The organism is Sulfurisoma sediminicola (genome assembly GCF_003865015.1).
Classification (GTDB): Bacteria; Pseudomonadota; Gammaproteobacteria; order Burkholderiales; family Rhodocyclaceae; genus Sulfurisoma; species Sulfurisoma sediminicola.
Genome location: NZ_BHVV01000006.1, coordinates 395,434 through 414,443 on the forward strand (window position 1 = coordinate 395,434; position 19,010 = coordinate 414,443).

18 protein-coding genes and 1 riboswitch are annotated in these 19,010 nt (G+C 67.2%); of the genes, 8 read left to right on the plus strand and 10 right to left on the minus strand.

Annotated elements, in window-relative coordinates; all coding sequences use genetic code 11:
- Nucleotides 1-47: 47 nt before the first annotated feature.
- The 9 genes from EJE94_RS10785 to EJE94_RS10825 form a co-directional block, all read right to left on the minus strand.
- The gene (locus EJE94_RS10785) at nt 48-455 is read right to left on the minus strand and encodes a type II toxin-antitoxin system VapC family toxin (RefSeq protein ID WP_121241346.1); all 408 of its coding nucleotides are present in this window, start codon (nt 453-455) and stop codon (nt 48-50) included.
- On the minus strand, nt 455-727 hold the full coding sequence (locus EJE94_RS10790; protein ID WP_121241348.1) for a type II toxin-antitoxin system prevent-host-death family antitoxin: 273 nt from the start codon (nt 725-727) through the stop codon (nt 455-457). The genes EJE94_RS10785 and EJE94_RS10790 overlap by 1 nt, the downstream gene beginning before the upstream one ends.
- Nucleotides 728-826: 99 nt before the next feature.
- Entirely contained in the window at nt 827-1,612 is a 786-nt protein-coding gene (locus EJE94_RS10795; protein WP_121241350.1) for an N-acyl homoserine lactonase family protein, read from the minus strand.
- On the minus strand, nt 1,609-2,244 hold the full coding sequence (locus EJE94_RS10800; RefSeq protein ID WP_121241352.1) for a cysteine hydrolase family protein: 636 nt from the start codon (nt 2,242-2,244) through the stop codon (nt 1,609-1,611). The genes EJE94_RS10795 and EJE94_RS10800 overlap by 4 nt, the downstream gene beginning before the upstream one ends.
- The gene (locus EJE94_RS10805; RefSeq protein ID WP_121241354.1) at nt 2,241-3,128 is read right to left on the minus strand and encodes a DMT family transporter; all 888 of its coding nucleotides are present in this window, start codon (nt 3,126-3,128) and stop codon (nt 2,241-2,243) included. The genes EJE94_RS10800 and EJE94_RS10805 overlap by 4 nt, the downstream gene beginning before the upstream one ends.
- 7 nt (nt 3,129-3,135) lie before the next feature.
- Nucleotides 3,136-4,152 carry a fatty acid desaturase gene (locus EJE94_RS10810; RefSeq protein ID WP_121241356.1) on the minus strand — a complete coding sequence of 339 codons (1,017 nt, stop codon included), beginning with the start codon at nt 4,150-4,152 and terminating at the stop codon, nt 3,136-3,138.
- Nucleotides 4,153-4,211: 59 nt separating this feature from the next.
- Nucleotides 4,212-5,204, minus strand: a complete 993-nt coding sequence (locus EJE94_RS10815) for an ABC transporter substrate-binding protein (protein WP_121241358.1) — start codon at nt 5,202-5,204, stop codon at nt 4,212-4,214.
- 48 nt (nt 5,205-5,252) lie between these two features.
- Nucleotides 5,253-5,363, minus strand: a riboswitch (guanidine-I (ykkC/yxkD leader).
- 250 nt (nt 5,364-5,613) lie between these two features.
- Nucleotides 5,614-8,916: a transglutaminase family protein gene (locus EJE94_RS10820; RefSeq protein WP_121241360.1), complete on the minus strand. Its 3,303-nt coding sequence runs from the start codon at nt 8,914-8,916 to the stop codon at nt 5,614-5,616.
- 88 nt (nt 8,917-9,004) lie between these two features.
- Nucleotides 9,005-9,787, minus strand: coding sequence for a proteasome-type protease (locus tag EJE94_RS10825; RefSeq protein ID WP_121241362.1), 783 nt, complete (start codon nt 9,785-9,787; stop codon nt 9,005-9,007).
- 147 nt (nt 9,788-9,934) lie between these two features.
- Here EJE94_RS10825 and EJE94_RS10830 point away from each other — a divergent pair, with 147 nt between their 5' ends.
- The 4 genes from EJE94_RS10830 to EJE94_RS10845 are packed head-to-tail and all read left to right on the plus strand — an operon-like array spanning nt 9,935 to nt 14,771.
- Entirely contained in the window at nt 9,935-11,404 is a 1,470-nt protein-coding gene (locus EJE94_RS10830; RefSeq protein ID WP_121241364.1) for a circularly permuted type 2 ATP-grasp protein, read from the plus strand.
- A complete protein-coding gene (locus tag EJE94_RS10835; protein ID WP_121241366.1) occupies nt 11,401-12,366 on the plus strand; it encodes an alpha-E domain-containing protein in 966 nt (321 codons plus the stop codon). The genes EJE94_RS10830 and EJE94_RS10835 overlap by 4 nt, the downstream gene beginning before the upstream one ends.
- Nucleotides 12,367-12,409: 43 nt before the next feature.
- Nucleotides 12,410-13,141: a trypsin-like peptidase domain-containing protein gene (locus EJE94_RS10840; RefSeq protein WP_121241368.1), complete on the plus strand. Its 732-nt coding sequence runs from the start codon at nt 12,410-12,412 to the stop codon at nt 13,139-13,141.
- Between the two features lie 10 nt (nt 13,142-13,151).
- Entirely contained in the window at nt 13,152-14,771 is a 1,620-nt protein-coding gene (locus tag EJE94_RS10845; protein WP_121241370.1) for a sigma-54 interaction domain-containing protein, read from the plus strand.
- A gap of 70 nt (nt 14,772-14,841) precedes the next feature.
- Here the strand turns inward: EJE94_RS10845 and EJE94_RS10850 are convergent, their stop codons facing one another.
- Complete coding sequence (locus EJE94_RS10850; RefSeq protein ID WP_121241372.1) at nt 14,842-15,384, minus strand: OsmC family protein; 543 nt, start codon at nt 15,382-15,384, stop codon at nt 14,842-14,844.
- Nucleotides 15,385-15,722: 338 nt separating this feature from the next.
- Here EJE94_RS10850 and EJE94_RS10855 point away from each other — a divergent pair, with 338 nt between their 5' ends.
- The 4 genes from EJE94_RS10855 to EJE94_RS10870 all read left to right on the plus strand — a co-directional run bounded on the left by EJE94_RS10855 (nt 15,723) and on the right by EJE94_RS10870 (nt 19,007).
- Entirely contained in the window at nt 15,723-16,925 is a 1,203-nt protein-coding gene (locus EJE94_RS10855; protein ID WP_121241374.1) for an acyl-CoA dehydrogenase family protein, read from the plus strand.
- 10 nt (nt 16,926-16,935) lie between these two features.
- Nucleotides 16,936-17,328, plus strand: a complete 393-nt coding sequence (locus tag EJE94_RS10860; protein WP_121241376.1) for a DUF302 domain-containing protein — start codon at nt 16,936-16,938, stop codon at nt 17,326-17,328.
- Nucleotides 17,329-17,331: 3 nt separating this feature from the next.
- Nucleotides 17,332-17,520: a rubredoxin gene (locus tag EJE94_RS10865; protein ID WP_121241378.1), complete on the plus strand. Its 189-nt coding sequence runs from the start codon at nt 17,332-17,334 to the stop codon at nt 17,518-17,520.
- A 146-nt stretch (nt 17,521-17,666) separates the two neighbouring features.
- Nucleotides 17,667-19,007 (plus strand): CmpA/NrtA family ABC transporter substrate-binding protein, encoded by a 1,341-nt coding sequence (locus tag EJE94_RS10870; protein ID WP_121241380.1) that lies wholly within the window; start codon nt 17,667-17,669, stop codon nt 19,005-19,007.
- Nucleotides 19,008-19,010 lie beyond the last annotated feature (3 nt).

Genomic DNA, 19,010 nt, shown 5'->3' on the forward strand with positions numbered 1-19,010 from the left:
GGGCTGTTGGCGGGATCGTGCCGATGCCGTGCTTGCGCGACGGGTCGTTACCGCGAGAACGGATTGATCACGGCGACCCCGGTGGGGTCGAAATGGCCCGTGTTTCGCGTAACGACGGTCAGGCCATGGACCAGCGCCGTCGCCGCGATCAACAGGTCGGCGCCATCGTGGTTCAGGCGGGCTGACAGGCGCCCCCAGCGGCGCGCGATGGCGGGCGTGACCGGCAGGAGACGATCCGCGTAGAGGCGCGTCAGGTTCTCCAGCCATGCCGCCAGGGTGTCGGCGAATTCGGGATCGCCCTTGCGCCGCTTTTCGATGCCGCGCTCGATTTCGCCGAGCGTCACCACGCTCAGAAACAGTTGGTCGTCCTGCTGCTTCGATATCCACCGCACCGCGCCGGGGTCCGGCCTTGCCTTGCGCAACTCGGAGATGACGACGGTGTCGAGCAGGAACATCACAAGTCGACCTCGCGCAGGGCGATGCGGCCGGGCTCAGGGGCCGTTCCGGGCGCTTCGCCACCTTTGGGGATGGCAAGCAGATGGGCCACGAAACCGGGTGCTTCCGCCTGCGCTCCTGCGCGCAGCGCGCGATAGCTGGCCTCGGACAGCACGACCACGGCTTCACGACCCCTGCGGGTTACGTGTTGGGGCTCGCCTTGTATGGCCGACTCGACGACCTCGCTGAACTTCGCTTTTGCGTCCTGCAATCGCCACTGGGTCTTGGGCATGGCATCGCCTCCTGATTCCGTTTCAAACTAGTCAGATTATCTGGTCAGTCAGTGGGGGTGTCAAGGCGATTCGGTGACAACATGGTCGCGAACCTGGGGCTACTCGACGGCCCGAAACCCTTGGGCCACGAGCGTGCGATAAAACGAGATGTCGTGGTTGGGCCAGAGCTGCGCTCCTTCCTCGGCGGCGAGCCGCTTGAGCTTGCGGATGCTGGCGAGCGCCTGGTGTTCGCGCTCCTGCCAGCACAGGCCGGGGGCGACTTCGTCGTCGAGGTTCTCCTGCAGGTCGGCGGCGTCGCCGCAGAGGATGACCGGCGGGCCCTTGGGCAGTTCGATCAGCAGCGACATGTGGCCGGCCGTGTGGCCGGGGCTGGCGATGGCGCGCACGCCGGGGGCGAGGTCGTATTCGCCCTGCTGCACTTTCCAGCGATAGTCGCCGGCGAAATCCGCGGGGAAGTAGGCGACGTCCTCGCCCGAGCGCGCGGCGTCGAGCTCGTCCTGCTGGATGTGGATCTCGGCGCCGCAGACATCGCAGAGGCCGCCCGCATGGTCGAAGTGCAGGTGACCGATGAAGACGAGGTCGACGTCGGCCGGCGCGAGGCCGAGGCGGGCGAGGTGATGGGGCAGGCGGTCTTCCTCGCGCATCTCGGGCGGGCCGAAGGGGAAGACCTCGGGGTCGTAGTAGCGGGCGCACTGCGCCGGGTCGGCGATCTTGGCGTAGTCGCAGCCGACGTCGTAGAGGATGCGGCCGTTCTTCGTCTCGATCAGGTAGGCGAGGATCGGCGCCTCGATGGTGGTGCCATGGCCGCGGTGGCGCGTCGACAGCGACTTGTCGTAGCGGTGGGTGGCGGTGAGCAGCGGCCACAGGCGCAGCACATCGGTCATGGCGCGGCCGCCGTTTCGATCAGCGCTAGCGCGGCTTCCGTGTCGAGCAACTGGCCGAAGATGCCGCCCTCGACGCCGACCATGCGCAGCGCGGCGGCGTGCAGTTCGGTGTCTGCCGAGGCGCAGGCGTCGCCGACGAGGACGCAGCGGTAGCCGCGGTCTATCGCCTCGCGCAGCGTGGAATGGACGCAGACCTCGGTGGTGACGCCGCAGACGATCAGTTGCTCGATGCCGCGGTTTCTCAGGATGCCTTCGAGGTCGGTGTTGGTAAAGGCGCTGTAGCCGGGCTTGTCGACGACGGGCTCGCCGGGCAGCGGCTGCAGCTCGGGAACGATGTCGTGGCCTGCTTCGCCGCGAACGAGCAGGCGCCCGAGCGGGCCGCGCGTGCCGATCTCGGCGCCGGCGGCGCGGCTGCGCTCGAGCTTCGCCGGGGGGCAGTCGGAGAGGTCGGGGCGGTGGCCCTCGCGGGTATGCACGACGAGTAGCCCGGCCTGGCGCGCACCCCACAGCAGGTTGCGGATCGCGGGAATGGGGCGGCGCAGCGCGGCGACGTCGAGCCCCGCGGCGGCGGCGTAGCCGTCCGGGTCGAGGAAGTCGCGCTGCATGTCGATGACGATGAGTGCGCTCTTCATGCCGGCGCTTCCTGACTTGCGGGCGCGTCTTCGCTGCGTGCCTCGAGCACGGCGGCGGCGAGGATCAGCGTGCCGCCGACGGCTTCCTTGAGGCCGAGGTGTTCGCCGCCGATGAGCACCGCCGAGACCACGCCGACCACCAGCTCGGCGAGCAGCAGGATCGCGGCCTTGCCGGCCTCGAGCCGCGCGACGCCGTAGTAGGTGGCGAGCATGCCGGGCAGCACCCAGAACAGGCCGAGCGCGGCCAGCGCCAGCAGCGTCGCCGCGGCGGGCGCGGGCGGCCCTTCGTCGCGGACGAGCATGAAGCCGGCCGAGAGCAGGGCGCAGCCGGCGAAGACGGCGACCGAGCGGACGATCTCGGGCAGGGCGCCGCCGCCGCCCGGGTCGTGCGCCGCGCGGATCGCGATGTTGGTCAGCGCGAAGGCCAGTCCCGAGGAGAGCGCGAGCAGGTCGATGGCGCCGAGCGGCGCCGCGAAGAGCTGCGGGCCGCCGAGGGTGAAGGCCAGGCCGGCCATCGCCAGCGCCAGCGAGGCCAGGCGCAGCTGGGTGATCGGTTCGGCCAGCACCATGCGCGCGGCGAGGATGGTCCACACCGGCGCGAGGTAGAACAGCAGCATCACGCGCACCACGTTGCCGTGGGTGAGCGCGCTGGCGAAGGAGGCGTTGGCCCAGCCGCCGAGCAGGGCGATGAGGGCGAGCAGGCCGAGGCGGTTCTGCCAGGCCGCGCGGCTGGCCCAGGCCCAGGGCGCGAGGACCAGCGCCGGCAGGGCGTAGGCGACGAGCTGCACGAAGCTGCCGGCCACGCCGGCGCCGGCCAGCGCCTTGAGCGGCCACCAGAACAGGCCCCAGAGCACGGAGCCGGCGAGCAGCACGGCGATGGGCATGGCGATGCTAGACCGCGGTGAGGAAGGACACGGCGACCGCGCCCTTGAAGGCGGCGGGGTTGCCGGCATCGACCACGCCGTAGTCCTCGGACAGCACGCGGCCCGTACGGTGACGATGGAAGGGCGCGAGCAGCTTCGCCATGGGGATGGCCTGCGCGCAGGTCGAGCCGTAGAGCCGCCGGTGCAGCGCGGGCAGCCGGTGCCAGGGCACGGCGGGTTCCTCGTGGTGGGCGTTGTGGTAGGCGAAGTTGAGCAGCAGCAGGTTGAGCGCGGGCAGCCGCACCGAGACGAGGTTGGAATAGGTGTTGGCCTGCTCGTAGGCGGCGTCGCGCAGCTTGTCCTGCGGTACCTTGTCCTTGTCGAGAATGGCGAAGGCGTCGTAGGTGTGCTGGTAGCAGTCGGCGAAGCGCAGCACGGTGACCATGACCAGGTAGGCCGCGACGTAGAGCGCGGCGCCTTGCGGCGCGAACCCGGCGAGCAGGGCGAAGGCCGTGCCGCGCACGGCGAGGATGGCGAGCAGGCGCGGGCGCTCGGCGCGGCGCTCCGCGCGCATGAAGGGCAGCAGCATGACCCAGGCGTGCATCAGCAGGTCGACGGCGGGGACGTAGGCCCATTCGAGCGCGAGCACCAGTTGCCGGCGCCAGGCGGGGCCGGCCAGCAGCCAGGCCTTGACGTCGAGGCTGATGACGTCGGCGCGGTCGACGTGGTGGCGCATGTGCTTCAGGCGCAGGTGCTCGTAGCGGGCGTAGCAGCCGCCGGTGAGCCAAGTCATGAAAATGCCGGCGCGGCGGTTCCAGGCCGGGCGGGCGAAGATGCTGTTGTGGGCGAATTCGTGGAAGAGGTAGGCGGCGATGATCAGCGCGTGGGCGAACCACAAGGTGGCGGCGAGCGCGAGCGGCAGCGGCGCGGTCGCCATCAGCCACAGGCCGATGCCGTAGCCGGCGAGGGCGTAGGCCAGCGCCAGCACGTTGGGCAGGGCGCCGTCGGCGTGTCGAAAAATGAGGCGGAAGATGCCGGGTTTCATGGCAGCGGCAGGAAGAAGGCCGGCGCCGGCGTGTCGCCGGCGCCGACTTTTTGCATGGATTACTTGATGGCCTTGACGAAGCGGTCGTCGAGGGTGGTGGCGATGTCGACCGGCTTCTTGATCTGGCCGCTCTTCACCAGGATCTCGTTGATGATCGCGCCGCTGGTGTAGTAGGAGGTGGTTTCCTTGGCCTTGGCATAGGGCTTCAGCATCTCGGCCTGCGGGATGTTGTAGACGCCGGAGAGCTGCTCGCCGACTTCCTTCTCGGAGACGCCGACGGCCTTGCCGATGAGCTTGGCGGCTTCGGCCGGCTTGTCCTTCATGAACTTGAGCGCTTCGAGGTAGACGCTGACGATGGCCTGGATCTCCTTGCCGTTCTTGGCGATCTTCTTGTCGTCGAAGGCGAGCACGTCGGCGATCAGGCCCGGCGCTTCCTTGGACGAGTAGATGACCTTGATCTTGTCCTTGCCGGCGGTGAGGATCTGCGAGACGTTGGGCTCGTAGGTGACGCCGACGGGCACGGCGCCGGAGGCCATCGCCGCGGGAATCGCCTCGGGGGTCATGTTGACCGGGCTGATGTCCTTGACGCTCATGCCGTTGGCCTTGAGGGCGTAGGAGATGAGGAAGTCGGAGGGCGACAGCGGGGCGTAGGCGACCTTCTTGCCCTTGAGGTCGGTGATCTTGGCGATCGGCTTGGCGGCCAGCACGGCGTCGCCGCCGTTGGAGTAGTCGACCGGCAGCACGACCTTGAAGACCTGGCCCTGGCCGGCGGCGCCGATCACCTGGTCGTAGGTCATCAGTGCGCCGTCGACGGCACCGCCGGACATCGCCGAGGGCAGGGCGGCCGGATCGGGGAAGGTCTGCAGCGTGACCTTGAGCCCGTGCTTCTTGTAGAGGTCGAGCGCGTCGGCGACGTAGAACGGCGAGTAGCCGATCCAGGTGGTGAGGCCGATCTTCATGGTGGTGGCGGCCTGCGCGCCGGCGACGGCGAGGGCGCCGGCGATGCCAACGGCGAGGATGCGGGCTTTGCGGAGAAGGGACGAGCTTTGCATGGTGAGGCTCCTTGGCAGGGTGAAAGGCGGAGGGGCGGTGTCAGCGCGTCCTCCCGGGCTTTTGTCCCTCCGTGTAGCTCCGCGCTCGCGGAGCCGGTCGCTCTCGGACCAGGCATCCGCCGAACGAGATGGCGGACCGGAACCCTAGCGACACTTTCGAGCAGCGATGGCGATCGCCCCCTGGCTACCTCTTAGCAATGCTTGTGCCATGCAGCAGGCGGCGGTGTCTGCGTGTGAAACCGGGCGCCGGGGCTCAGCCGGCGCACCGCCGCGGTTCATCCGGCGAGTCCGCGGCACGACCTTGGTGCATCCCGGGCGTTCGAGCGGACTGGTTCAGCGCTGCGCCAGCATCCCCTTGTCGACGTTGAAGCGGATGATGTCGTTCAGCCGCTGACAATCGATTGCCGGGTCAGGGTCTGCGCCGCAGGTCCAGGGTATGCGGGTATTCCCCCGGCATTTCCTCCGCCGGTAGCGAATAGTCGCCGGGCGTGTGGCCGCTGGCGTGGAAGCGGATGTGGCGGCGTGCCTCCGCCTCCCAGGCATTCACCGGGAAGGTGTCGTAATTGCGTCCGCCCGGGTGCATCACGTGGTAGGTGCAGCCGCCGACGGCGCGGCCATTCCACAGGTCGAACAGGTCGAACACCAGCGGCGAATGCACGCCGATGGTCGGATGCAGGCCCGAGGGCGGCTGCCAGGCGCGGTAGCGCACGCCGGCGACGTACTCGCCATGCACGCCGGTGTTGCGCAAGGGCACGCGGCGGCCGTTGCAGGCGAGTGCGTAGCGGCCGTCGCTGAGTCCCGTCGCCTTGACCTGCACCCGCTCCACCGACGAGTCGACGAAGCGTGCCGTACCCAGACCGGTCACCTCCTCGCCCAGCACGTGCCAGGGTTCGATGGCGCCGCGCACCTCGATTTCGATGTCGCCCAGTTGCAGGCTGCCGTAGCGCGGAAAGCGGAATTCGAGGAAGGGCGCGAACCATTCTGCCTCGAAGGCATAGCCCGCGCCGGCCAACTCGCCGACCACGTCCTTGAGGTCGGTCCAGAGATGGTGCGGCAGCATCCAGCGGTCGTGCAGCGCCGTGCCCCAGCGCACCAGCGGTTTGGCATAGGGCGTCTCCCAGAACCGTGCCACCAGCGCCCGCAGCAGCAGCATCTGCGCCAGGCTCATGCGCGCGTGCGGCGGCATCTCGAAGCCGCGAAACTCGAGCAGGCCCTGGCGTCCCGACGCGCTGTCGGGCGAGTAGAGCTTGTCGATGCAGAACTCGGAGCGGTGGGTGTTGCCGGTGATGTCGGCGAGCAGGTGGCGGAACAGGCGATCGACCAGCCACGGCTGCGGCGTCTCCCCGGCGGGCACCTGCTGGAAGGCGATTTCCAGTTCATACAGCGTCTCGGCGCGCCCCTCGTCCACGCGCGGCGCCTGGCTGGTCGGGCCGATGAACATGCCGCTGAAGAGGTAGGACAGGCTCGGGTGGTGCTGCCAGTAGGTGACGATGCTGCGCAGCAGGTCCGGACGCCGCAGGAAGGGGCTGTCGGCCGGTCTGGCGGCGCCGAGCGTGACATGGTTGCCGCCGCCGGTGCCGCTGTGGCGGCCGTCGAGCATGAACTTTTCCGTGCCTAGGCGCGACAGCCGTGCCTCTTCGTACAGCGTCGTCGCGATGGTTTCGAGTTCTTCCCAGCTTGCCGCCGGCTGCACGTTCACCTCGATGACGCCGGGATCCGGGGTCACCAGCAGCTTCTGCAGGCGACCATCGCCCGGCGGGGGGTAGCCCTCGACGGCCACGGGCAGATAGAGTGCCGCGGCCGTGTGCTCGATGGCGGCGATCAGCTCCAGCGCATGCTCGAGGCGCTGCATCGGCGGCAGGAAGACATGCAGGCAGCCGCCGCGTGCCTCGACGCAGAGGGCGGTGTGCGGCACCTGGAGTTTTTTCCCGGCGCTGTCGCCCGGCGGCTGCGGGTTGATTTCCGGGTGCGCTTGGGTCTCGCCATCGATGCGGCTGAAGCGGGCGGCGACCTCGCCGTGGAAATCCGCCAGCGGCAGGTGCGGCGCGAACGGGTCGGCCTCGCTCTCGTGTTCCACTTCGTCTTCGGGCACCCAGGGCAGCGAGGCCAGCGGCAGGCGCAGGCCCATCGGCGAATCGCCCGGTACCAGGTAGAGCTGGCCGCGGCGGAATTCCCAGGGTACGGAATACCAGCCTGCGGCGTTCCAGCTCCATCCCAGCGGCAGCAGGTAGCCGACCGGGCTGTCGAGGCCGCGCGACAGCACCGCGGCGAGGCGGCGGCGTTCCGCCGGCGACTTCAGGTCGGCGTGCGCGGCATCGAGGTTGGCCGGCATTTCGGCTTCCTGCTGCAAGTAGTGGAGTCCATCCTCGAAGGCCGGTTGCACGCAGCTTCCGGCCAGTCCGAGGTGGCGCGCCAGAGTCTCGGCGAAGCGCCGCGCCTCCACGGCGCCGTGGCCATAGTCGCGGCAGGGATCCGCCAGCAGCTTTTCGTCGCGCCAGACCGGCACGCCGTCCTTGCGCCAGAAGATGCCCAGCGCCCAGCGGGGCAGGGGCTCGCCCGGATACCACTTGCCCTGCGCCATGTGCAGCAGGGCCCCGGGGGCGAAGCGCGCCTTGAGGCGGCGCGCCAGGACTTCGGCCAGCTCGCGCTTTTTCTTGCCCAGCGCGGCCGTGGTCCATTCCGGCGCGTCCATGTCGTCGACCGAGACGAAGGTCGGCTCGCCGCCCTGGGTCAGCCGCACGTCCATTGCCTGCAGCCGCGCGTCGACGTGGCGGCCGAGTGCGCGGATGCGCTCCCATTGCGCGTCGGTGTAGGGCTTGGTGACGCGCGGATCCTCCTTGAATCGGGTCACCGTATTGCTGAAGCTGAAATCGACCTCGCAGGGATCGGTGAGGCCCTCGATGGGGGCCGCACTGGACGGATGGGGAGTGCAGGCGAGCGGAATGTGCCCCTCGCCGGCGAAGAGCCCCGAGGTCGGATCGAGGCCGATCCAGCCGGCGCCCGGAACGTAGACCTCGGCCCAGGCGTGGAGATCGGTGAAGTCGTGTTCAGGCCCCGACGGCCCGTCCAGCGATTTCTCGTCGGCCGTGAGTTGCACCAGGTAGCCCGAGACGAAGCGCGCCGCCAGGCCCAGGTGCCGCAGGACCTGCACCAGCAGCCAGCCGGTGTCGCGGCAGGAGCCGATGGCGCGGCCCAGCGTTTCCTCGCAACTCTGCACGCCCGGTTCCAGCCGCACGGTGTAGCCGATCGCCGCCTGCAGCCGCTGGTTCAGGGCCACCAGGAAGTCGATGGTCGGCTGCGGTTCGCGTGGTATGCCGGCGAGGAAAGCTTCGAGCAGCGGCCCCGGCGCCTCGGCCTCGAAATAGGGCGCCAGGTCCCGCGCCAGGGCGCGGTCGTAGGCGAAAGGCCAATGCTGGGCGGCGTCCTCGATGAAAAAGTCGAAGGGATTGATCACCGTCAGGTCGGCGATGACCTCCACGTCGATCAGCAGCTCGCCGGTCTTTTCGGGAAAGACCAGTCGCGCCAGGTAGTTGCCGAAGGGATCCTGCTGCCAGTTGATGAAGTGCTTCTCGGGGCGGACTTTCAGGCTGTAGCTGACGATGGGCGTGCGGCTGTGCGCCGCGGGCCGCAGGCGCACCACGTGGGGGCTCAGTTCAACCGGACGGTCGAAGCGGTAGCGGGTGGTGTGCCTGATGGCAACGTGGATGGACATGGGTTTCTGCCAGTTCTCGCGGAGACTGGACAAACCTCATGCAACGACCATGCCCGTTGATCGGCGGCGCGTGCCGCCAATCCGAACGTCAGGCGTTGCTGGGGAAGTTCAGGACCCGGCCGTCGTCTTCGGCCGTCTTCGTTTCCGTTTCCCAGGGGAAGGGGGGCAGGTCCTGCAGGGCCTTCATCAGTCCCTCGTTCCAGCGCTCGGACAATTGCCGCGCGTAGGGGTCGTCCTCGCTGAAATAGATGCGCCGGCCTTCCCCGAGGCTGTCGCGCTCGTAGATCAGCAGTTCCACCGGCGGTCCGACGGTGACATTGCTGCGGATGGTCGAATTCATCGACACCAGGGCGCAACGCGCCGCACGTTCGAGGGACACGTCGCGCTTGACGACCCGGTCGAGTATCGGCTTGCCGTACTTGATCTCGCCGATCTGCAGGAAGGGATGCTCGCGCGACTCGTGGATGTAGTTGCCCTGCGGATAGACCATGAACATCTCCGGCGCCTGGCCGGCGATCTGGCCGCCGAAGACGAAGGTCGCCTCGAAGCTGGTGGTGGCCGTGTCCCGGCTGGTGTGCAGCTTCTGCACCTGGGTGCTGACGACGCCGAGATAGTCGGCCGCTTCCTGCATGCTGTTGACCGTCAGCAGGTTGGGCGCCAGCCCGGCGGGGATGTCGTTGTTGAGTTTCTTGACGACGGCCTGGGTGGTCGCCAGGTTGCCGGCGGAGAGCAGCACGAAGAAGCGCTGGCCCGGCCAGATGAAGGTGTGCATCTTGGAATAGACGCTGACGTTGTCCGTGCCCGCATTGGTGCGCGAATCGGAACAGAGCACGAGGCCGTCGTTGACGTTGATGGCGAGGCAGTAGGTCATGGGCAGGCAGGGATGAATTCGGCCGCGCCATTGTAAGGGCATCCCGTACCGCGTGGAAACCCGGGAACGGCACTTCGCGGGTGGCCTGCTTGTTGCTATGGATATTGCAACAGGTGACATCACAGGACAGGTACCGCAGGACAGGCCATGAATGCCAGGACCACGCAGAGCATAGAGTTGATCGACTACCCGCAGCCCGGCATTTACGACGAGCTGCTGGGCGACGACCTGCGTCCGCGTCCGGCGGCGCGGACCCTGTTCGACTACGTCAACCGCCTCGGCGCCGAAGAGCTGGTGGCCCGCCGCGAGGCGGTGGACGCGGCGATCATGGCCATGGGCATCACCTTCACAGTCTATAGCGAGGCCGGCAACATCGACCGCGCATGGCCCTTCGACATTATTCCGCGCACCATGTCGAAGCGCGAATGGGATCGCATCGACGCCGGCCTGAAGCAGCGGCTGACCGCCCTCAACCTGTTCATCGACGATCTCTACAACGCCCAGCGCATCGTCAAGGACGGCATCTTCCCGGCCGAGGTGTTGGCCGGTTCGAAGAACTTCCGCGACTGCTGCCGCGGCATGACGCCCCGTTTCGGGGTGTGGGCCCATGTCTGCGGCACCGACCTGGTGCGCGACGGCGACGGCACGGTCTATGTGCTCGAGGACAACCTGCGGGTGCCGTCCGGCGTGTCCTACATGCTGGAGAACCGGCAGCTGATGAAGCGCCTGTTCCCCGAGCTGTTCAAGTCGAGCGACATCCTCCCCGTCGACGACTACCCGACCCAGCTCTACGACACGCTGGCGGCGCTGTCGCCGCGCCAGGACGATCGTCCGGTGGTGGTGGTCCTGACCCCCGGCATCTACAACTCGGCCTACTTCGAGCACAGCTATCTGGCGCAGAAGATGGGCGCCATCCTGGTCGAAGGCTCCGATCTGGTCGTCAAGGCGGACGACTGTGTCTATATGAAGACCATCTCCGGCCTGCGCCGGGTGGACGTCGTCTACCGCCGCATCGACGACGATTTCCTCGATCCCGAGGCCTTCCGCGCCGACTCGATGCTGGGCGTGCCCGGCCTGATGCGGGCGTGGAAGGCCGGGAAGGTCGGCATCGCCAATGCGCCGGGCGCCGGCGTCGCCGACGACAAGGTGGTCTATACCTTCGTGCCGCAGATCATCAAGTACTACCTCGACCAGGATCCGATCATCCCCAACGTGCCGAGCTGGCTCTGCATGGACGACACGCAGCGCGAACACGTCCTCGCCAACCTCGACAAGCTGGTGGTGAAGCCGGCCAACGAGTCCGGCGGCTACGGCATGCTCATCGGTCCGCGCGCGAGCGAGGAGGAACGGCGCAAGTTCGCCGACCTGATCCGCGCCAACCCGCGCAACTATATGGCGCAGCCGACGCTGGCCATCTCCACCGCGCCCACCATGGTCGGCGACCAGCTCGCGCCGCGCCACCTCGACCTGCGCCCCTTCGTGCTGCAGTCGAACCGCCTCCATGTCACCACCGGCGGCCTCACGCGCGTCGCCCTGCGCCAGGGCTCGCTGGTGGTGAACTCTTCCCAGGGCGGCGGCAGCAAGGACACCTGGATCGTGGATACCGGGGAGGCATGATGCTGTCGCGCGTCGCCGAAAACCTCTATTGGGTGGGCCGCTACCTCGAACGCGCGGAAAACACGGCGCGGCTCATCAACAGCACCACCCAGGTGCTGCTCGACCTGCCCGTCAACGCCAGCTTCGGCTGGGACGTGCTGATCAAGGTGGCCGGCCTCGACGCCGAGTTCGGCGAGCGTTACCCCCAGGCCGGCGAGGACAGCATCATCCGCTTCCTCATCGTGGACGAGGACAATCCCAGTTCCATCATCTCCAGCATCCACAACGCCCGCGAGAACACCCGCACGGTGCGCGAGGTGCTGCCGATGGAATTATGGGAAAGGGTCAACAGCCTTTACCTCTACATCCGCGAGAACGGGGCGCGGGCGTTGATCGGACGCGGGCCGCGCGACGACGTGCTGCGCACCGTGATCGGCCAGCGCGAGTCGATCGTCGGCCTGCTCACGGGCTCCATGAGCCGCGACGTCGCCTATCAGTTCATCAAGCTCGGGCGCAACATGGAACGCGCCGACATGACCACGCGCATCGTCGACGTCAACTCGGCCGTGCATCTGCCGGCCGACTCCGCGCTGGCCGCGCTGACCAGCGAACGCGCCTGGATCAGCACCCTGAACGCCCTCTCGGCCTACCAGATGTATCGCAACCATGTCGGCGTCCATGTGCGCAGCCACGACGTGGCGGAATTCCTGCTGAAGGACCCCCACTTTCCGCGCACCGTAAGGCACTGCCTCGCCGAGATCGAGGGCTGCCTGTCCACGCTGCCGCAGCATGTGGATGCCATGAAACAGGTGCGCAAGGCCTGGCGTCGCCTCGACGGAATGAAGCTGGAGGGACTAACATCCCCGGTGCTGCACGAATACCTCGACCAGGTACAGGCCGACATCGGTGCCATGCATGCCGCCGTGGCCCGGCAGTATTTCCACCTGCACCAGCGAAATAACGGGGCGGGCGAGAACCAGTAATTCCGCGCGCGGTCGCGCGGCCCATCGAAACGGTGCCCCGCCAATGATCGAATCCCTGTTCCTCGTCGCCGCCCGCGTCCTGACGTTCGATGGAGCGCGTGGGCTGACTAACGCCAGCGGCTTTTTCTTCGAGCGCGGCGACCGGCTGTTCCTCGGCACCAGCCGGCATGTCATGTTCGACGAACCCAGCGAACACTTTCCCGACCGCATCGAAATCGAGCTTCACCTCAACCCGGACAATCTCGCCGAATCGACCGGATTCTCGATGCCGCTGTACCGGGACGGCAAGGGACTCTGGCGCCAGGGCATGGATGCGGCGGGCGAAATCGATGTGGCGGTCATCGAGATCGATCGGGCGGCGCTGCCCCGATCGGCGGTGTACCGGGCCTTCACGCCGCAGCACCTTCTCGGCCCGGTGGATCGGGTGGAAGTCGGCACGCCATTGCTGGTGGTGGGCTTTCCCCTCGGTTTCCACGACGCGCGGCACCACATGCCCGTGGTGCGCCAGGCCATGGCGGCTTCGCCGTTCGGACTGCGTTTCCAGGGAGAAGGCTATTTCCTCACCGATGCGCGTACCCACCGCGGCACCAGCGGCGCCCCCGTCGTCATGCGCGACGCCCGGCCGGATTCGCCGCAGGGCGACCTGCCATGGATCCTGCTCGGCGTCCATTCCGCCCGGCTCGATGTCGGCACGCGCGACCTCGACCTCGACGAGGCGTTGGGACTGAACTGCGCCTGGTACGCCGACATCCTGATGACCCTGACCGAAGGGTGACGCCCGACGCATGATCCGCCCACAACCGAAGCCCGGCGCCAGTGACGATACCGACCTGCGCGAGCAGGAGGCGCTGCTGGTGCGCGAGTGCATCCGCCAGATGGGGCGCAGCCTCGAGCCGGACCGCGCGATCCGCGAGATGCTGCACCTGCTCTCGGAACTGCTCGGCCTGAATCGCGGGCGCGTCGTACTGCCCGATCCCGCTCGCGGCGACCTCGCCATCCGCTACGCCTACGGCCTGACCGAAGACGAAATGCGGCGCGGTCGCTATGCGCAGGGGGAGGGCATCACCGGGCGCGTGATGCAAAGCGGCGAGCCGCTGCTCGTCCAGGACATCGATCGCGAGCCGGCCTACCTGGCCCGGGCCGTGGCCCGGACGACGCTGCCGCAGGAGACGGTTTCCTTCATCGCCCTGCCGATCGAGGTCGACGGCCGCGTCGGCGGCGTGCTCGGCGTGCATCGCCTGCGGAGCCGCCATCGCCGGCTGGCGGACGACATGGCGATCCTGGGCACCGTGGCGACATTGATCGGCCAGATCCTGCAGGTGAATCGGCTGGTTTCCGAGCGTACGGCGAATCTGGAGGACGAAAACCGCCGTCTGCGCCAGGCGCTCGAGCAGAGCCAGCAGACGCCGATCATGCACGGCATCGTCGGTCGTTCGCCCTTGCTGGCGCGCGCCCTGCGCCAGCTCGAGCAGGTCGCGGGCAGCGACGCCGGCGTCCTGCTGCTCGGCGAGTCGGGCACCGGCAAGGAATTGTTCGCCCAGGCGCTGCATCGGATGAGCGCGCGAGCCGCGCAGTCTTTCGTCAAGGTGAATTGCGCGGCGATTCCGGACACGCTGTTCGAGGCCGAGCTGTTCGGCCACGAGAAGGGTGCCTTCACCGGCGCGGTACAGGCGCGGGCAGGGCGTTTCGAGCAGGCCGACGGCGGCACCCTGTTCCTCGACGAGATCGGCGATCTGCCGCTCAACCTGCAGGTGAAACTGCTGCGCGTTCTCCAGGAGCAGGTGATCGAGCGGGTCGGCAGCCAGCGCGAGATCAGGGTCGACGTGCGCATCGTGGCCGCCACCCACCGCGACCTGCAGAAGCTGGTTGCGGAGGGGCGCTTCCGCGCCGACCTCTTCTATCGCCTGAACGTGATTCCGATCCAGCTTCCCTCCCTGCGGGAACGGCCCGAGGACATCAAGCATCTGGTGCTGCACTTCCTCGAGCAATTGAATGCCAGCCATGGCCGGCAGGTGGCACTGCAGCCGGGAGCGATGGCGAGCCTGGTCGCCTACCCGTGGCCGGGCAACATCCGCCAGCTCTACAACGTGCTCGAACGCGTCGTGCTGCTCGCCGAGGGCAGCCAGGTCGAGGAGGCGGCCGTCGACTATGCGCTGGTGACCGAGGCCCAGGGGCAGCCGGTGGATGTGCCGCCGCGCCGGATCGCGGATGCGGTGGAGCCGGCGGGGCGGACGCCGCCTGCGCAGAGTGCGGTCCGCGAATGGCGCTCGGTCGGCGGCGAAGAGGGCGCCGCCATCCGGGCGGCACTCAGTGCCGCGAACGGCAACAAGTCGCGGGCTGCGCAGGCGCTCGGCCTGACCCTGCGGCAGCTCAACTACCGCATCGCCAAGCTCGGCCTGCGCTGAAACGGCCAGGGCAGGTCGAGCGCGCCGTCCCGCCGGCGCCGACTTATTGCGGCGCCGGCGGCTGTGAAGCTCAGAGCGTCGCGAGGCTGAACGGTACCGGATTGCGCATGGTGTTCGCGACCGGCGAGCAGTAGTTGGCCTGCTTGACGATGTCGTCGAGTTCCTCGCGCGTGGCGTCGCCTTCGACCAGTACCTTGACGCGGATGGCCTGGAAGCCCATTTGCGCCGGGCTGCGCTCGGCGCCGCCCGCGCCCCAGGCCGCGGTGTTGCCGATGTCGGCTTCGAGGAAGATCTCCAGCCTGGAGAGCTTGACCTGGCGGAAGGTGGCCACGGCGGTGATGCCGACACCGAGGCAGCCGCCCAGCGCGGAAAGGGCGATTTCCCCCGGGGCCGGCACGGTGTTTTCGCCGAAGAGGTGCAGCGGCTCGTCGACGACCACGGGGTTGTGCTCGCCGACGAAGCTCCAGGTGCGGAACATGCCTTTCATCACGGTGTGCACCTTGTTCGTGCCCTTGCGCTCGGGATTTTCCTTCCCGGAAGCGGCGAATTTGAGCAGGCCGTCGCGATCGATGGGTTTCAGGTAGGTGGTGATGGTTTCGGCGGGTGCGTTCATGGCGTTCTCCTGTGGGTGAGTCGGTGATGGATCGATCGCGGCGGAAGGCGCGTCACACGGGCCTTCGCAGAATGCGTGCCAAGTCCGGGATGCGCTCCGCTCATGCCATGAATTCTTCTTTTGCAACAGGTGCTTAATGTGAAAGCCGGCCTTCGTGACGACTCTTTCGCTGACTATGGGATGGTTGGCAATGTGTTAACAAAGTGTTCACTCATTGTTTTTGGCGAAGACAGGCAATGTTTTCTAACTAGCTGATTTAAAGGTGTTTGTAGGGGTGGCACAGGGAATGCAATGGGATGGGCAATACCTTCCATCTACCACCTTCCAGGAGATCCGCCATGTCCGCCACTGCCACCGCCCAAGCATTCATCAACGATGCGTCGGCGCGCGACTACACCCAGCAACTCGAGGAGTCCGCCGCCAGCCTGGCGGCAGTGCGCGCGCTGGTCGCCGAAAAGCTCGCGCCGAAGGCGGTCGACGTCGACCTCAAGGCCGAATATCCCGAGGAGTTTCTGCGCGCCCTCGGCGCCATCGGCGGCTTCGGCGGCGCCATGGCACCCGAGTTCGGCGGCAACGGCCTCGGCCTGAAGCATGTGGTCCAGGTCATGGAGGAGGCGGCCAAGGTCTGCCTTTCGACCGGCTTCCTGGTCTGGTGCCAGACGGCCTGCGCCCGCTACATCCAGATGTCGGACAACACCGCCCTCAAAGCCTCGATGCTGCCGCGCATCGCCAGTGGCGAAGTGCTGGTCGGCACCGGCCTGTCGAATACGGTCAAGTCCTGCGACACGATAGAGGACTTCCGCCTGTCGGCGAAAAAGGTCGATGGCGGCTACGTCATCAACGGCGTCCTGCCCTGGGTGTCGAACCTGGGACCGAGCCACTACTTCGCCACGGGTTGTCCGGTGGAAGGGGCGGCCAAGGGCGACGATGGCCTGGTCTTCGTGCTGGTCGATTGCAATCAGCCCGGCTTCAAGCTGGTCGACTGTGCCCACTTCGTCGCACTCGACGGCACCCGCACGCTGGCCTGCCACTTCAAGGAAGCCTTCGTGCCGGACGCGATGGTGCTGTCCCACCCAGGGCAGTCGAAGGCCTACGTCCGCCGCATCAAGCCCGGCATGATCCTGGCGCAGATGGGCATGGGTCTCGGGCTGATCGAAGCCTGCACCGACATGATGAAACAGTCGAACAGGACCCATGCCCACGTGAACCAGTACCTCGACGATCAGGTCGAGGACATCGAGTCCGTGCTGCAGGAGGCGCGCGCCGCGACCTACGCCCTGGCCGAGGCCATCACCGCCAATCCGCAGGCCGATGTCGTGCTCGACATCCTCAAGCTGCGCCTGGCCGGCGGCGAACTGTCGCTGAAGGCGGCGAACGCTGCGCTGCTGCACATGGGCGCCAAGGGCTACCTGCAGAAGAGTCCGGCCCAGCGCCGCCTGCGCGAGGCCTACTTCATCGCCATCGTCACGCCGGCGACCAAGCACCTGCGGCGAGAGATCGCCCGCATCGAGGGCGGCGGCACCGGCTGCGCCATGGCCTGAGATGTCTGTCATGGAACTCAAACGCTTCGCCGTCCGCGTCTCCGCCGCAGTCGCTGTCGAGCGGCTGAGCGGGGCGGCCGCAGCCGTGCCGATGGGCCTGGTCGCTCACATCAACGGCCAGGCCAATTGCGCCAGGAAAGGGATCGACGTCCCGCCCGACCAGATCCTCGAAATCTTCCGTCCGGACTTCGCCGTCAAGGTCTGGGCCGCGGACAAACGTGCCGGCCTCGACATCCCGATCCGCATCCACGTCTGCGAGCACGAGGGGAAGACCTGGGTGGCCTGCCGCATGCCGTCGTGGATTTTTGAACCGTATGACAGCGCCGCGCTCGATGCGATCGGCTGCGAACTGGATGAAATTTTCGCGCGGATTCTTGCCGCGCTCGACGACGTCAAGGAGTGAATCATGGATGCAGAAGTCATTACCGAATATCAGCAGTGGATTTGCGTCGTCTGCGGCTGGATCTACGACGAGGCACAGGGCTTGCCGGCGGAAGGCATCCCGCCCGGCACGCGCCTCGCCGACTTTCCGGACGACTGGTATTGCCCCGAATGCGGCGTGACCAAGGCCGACTTCCAGCTTCTGGAATTCTGAACTGGTGCATGACGAAAACGACATGCACCCGTGCGGTGCGGAACTTGGCGGATGCGTGCTGCAAACGGTGCCCCGAACGGCATCTGGCGCATGGCACGGATGATGCAGAGCGGTAAACAGATTTCTCTCACAAGGAGCTTACGATCATGGACAACCCCTTCGACCCGAATGTCACGCTCCATGCCGGCTGCAACTGCGGACATCATGCCAGCCAGGCCGAGCACGAGCTGGCCGAGACCGAGGCGCTGAACCGCCGCGTCATCGAGACCACGGTGATGAAGGCGCTCTTCCCCAGGGATGCCGAGCGCCGCCGCTTCCTTTCCGTCGTCGGTGCGTCGACGGCCTGGGCGGCAATCTCCTCGCTGATTCCATTCGGCACGCTCGAGGCGATGGCCCAGGAAAAGGGCGCGCTGGAGAAGAAGGACCTCAAGGTCGGCTTCATCCCGATCACCTGCGCCAGCCCGCTGATCATGGCCGAGCCGCTCGGCTTCTACAAGAAGGAAGGCCTCAACGTCAGCATGATGAAGACGGCCGGCTGGGCGCTGATCCGCGACAAGGTGCTGAACAAGGAATACGACGCCAGCCACATGCTGGCGCCGATGCCGCTGGCGATCTCGATGGGCGTCGGCTCCAACGCGAGTCCGACCAACGTGATGACGATCCAGAACATCAACGGCCAGGCCATCACGCTGGCGATGAAGCACAAGGGCAACCGCGATCCGAAGAACTGGAAGGGCTTCAAGTTCGCCATTCCCTTCGAATACTCGATGCACAACTTCCTGCTGCGCTACTACCTCGCCGAGCATGGGCTGAACCCGGATACCGATGTCCAGCTGCGCGTGGTGCCGCCGCCGGAGATGGTGGCCAACCTGCGCGCCGGCAACATCGACGGCTTCCTCGGCCCCGACCCGGTCAACCAGCGCGCGGTCTTCGACGAGGTCGGCTTCATCCACGTGCTGTCGCGCGAGATCTGGGACGGCCATCCCTGCTGCTCGTTCGCGCTCCCGACCGAGTTCGTCAAGCAGAACCCCAACACCTTCGCCGCGCTCTACCGCGCGATCCTCAAATCGGCGGCGATGGCGCGAGACCCGAAGAACCGTTCGATCATGGCCGAGGTGCTGTCGCCCGCCAACTACCTCAACCAGCCCAAGGCGGTGCTCGAACAGGTGCTCACCGGCAAGTTCGCCGACGGGCTCGGCAACGTGAAGAACGTACCGGAGCGCGTCGACTACGACCCCTTCCCCTGGTACTCGATGGCCTACTGGATCCTGTCGCAGATGAAACGCTGGGGCTACGTCAAGGGCGACGTCAAGTACAAGGACATCGCCGAGAAGGTCTACCTGCTCACCGACGCGAAGAAGTACATGGCCGAAGTCGGCATGACGCCGCCGAAGGAGACCATGAAGAAGTTCAAGGTCATGGGCAAGGAGTTCGACCCGGCCAAGGCGGACGCCTACGTCGACAGTTTCGCCATCAAGAAGGTCTGAGGT

Excerpts from the sequence above, each read along its gene's own strand:
- EJE94_RS10855 (WP_121241374.1), top strand. The coding sequence starts at position 15,723 with ATGTCCGCCACTGCCACCGCCCAAGCATTCATCAACGATGCGTCGGCG.
- EJE94_RS10795 (WP_121241350.1), bottom strand. The coding sequence starts at position 1,612 with ATGACCGATGTGCTGCGCCTGTGGCCGCTGCTCACCGCCACCCACCGC.
- EJE94_RS10835 (WP_121241366.1), top strand. The coding sequence starts at position 11,401 with ATGATGCTGTCGCGCGTCGCCGAAAACCTCTATTGGGTGGGCCGCTAC.
- EJE94_RS10825 (WP_121241362.1), bottom strand. The coding sequence starts at position 9,787 with ATGACCTACTGCCTCGCCATCAACGTCAACGACGGCCTCGTGCTCTGT.
- EJE94_RS10815 (WP_121241358.1), bottom strand. The coding sequence starts at position 5,204 with ATGCAAAGCTCGTCCCTTCTCCGCAAAGCCCGCATCCTCGCCGTTGGC.
- EJE94_RS10870 (WP_121241380.1), top strand. The coding sequence starts at position 17,667 with ATGGACAACCCCTTCGACCCGAATGTCACGCTCCATGCCGGCTGCAAC.
- EJE94_RS10805 (WP_121241354.1), bottom strand. The coding sequence starts at position 3,128 with ATGCCCATCGCCGTGCTGCTCGCCGGCTCCGTGCTCTGGGGCCTGTTC.
- EJE94_RS10810 (WP_121241356.1), bottom strand. The coding sequence starts at position 4,152 with ATGAAACCCGGCATCTTCCGCCTCATTTTTCGACACGCCGACGGCGCC.
- EJE94_RS10830 (WP_121241364.1), top strand. The coding sequence starts at position 9,935 with ATGAATGCCAGGACCACGCAGAGCATAGAGTTGATCGACTACCCGCAG.
- EJE94_RS10790 (WP_121241348.1), bottom strand. The coding sequence starts at position 727 with ATGCCCAAGACCCAGTGGCGATTGCAGGACGCAAAAGCGAAGTTCAGC.
- EJE94_RS10860 (WP_121241376.1), top strand. The coding sequence starts at position 16,936 with ATGGAACTCAAACGCTTCGCCGTCCGCGTCTCCGCCGCAGTCGCTGTC.
- EJE94_RS10785 (WP_121241346.1), bottom strand. The coding sequence starts at position 455 with ATGTTCCTGCTCGACACCGTCGTCATCTCCGAGTTGCGCAAGGCAAGG.
- EJE94_RS10845 (WP_121241370.1), top strand. The coding sequence starts at position 13,152 with ATGATCCGCCCACAACCGAAGCCCGGCGCCAGTGACGATACCGACCTG.
- EJE94_RS10865 (WP_121241378.1), top strand. The coding sequence starts at position 17,332 with ATGGATGCAGAAGTCATTACCGAATATCAGCAGTGGATTTGCGTCGTC.
- EJE94_RS10820 (WP_121241360.1), bottom strand. The coding sequence starts at position 8,916 with ATGTCCATCCACGTTGCCATCAGGCACACCACCCGCTACCGCTTCGAC.
- EJE94_RS10840 (WP_121241368.1), top strand. The coding sequence starts at position 12,410 with ATGATCGAATCCCTGTTCCTCGTCGCCGCCCGCGTCCTGACGTTCGAT.
- EJE94_RS10800 (WP_121241352.1), bottom strand. The coding sequence starts at position 2,244 with ATGAAGAGCGCACTCATCGTCATCGACATGCAGCGCGACTTCCTCGAC.
- EJE94_RS10850 (WP_121241372.1), bottom strand. The coding sequence starts at position 15,384 with ATGAACGCACCCGCCGAAACCATCACCACCTACCTGAAACCCATCGAT.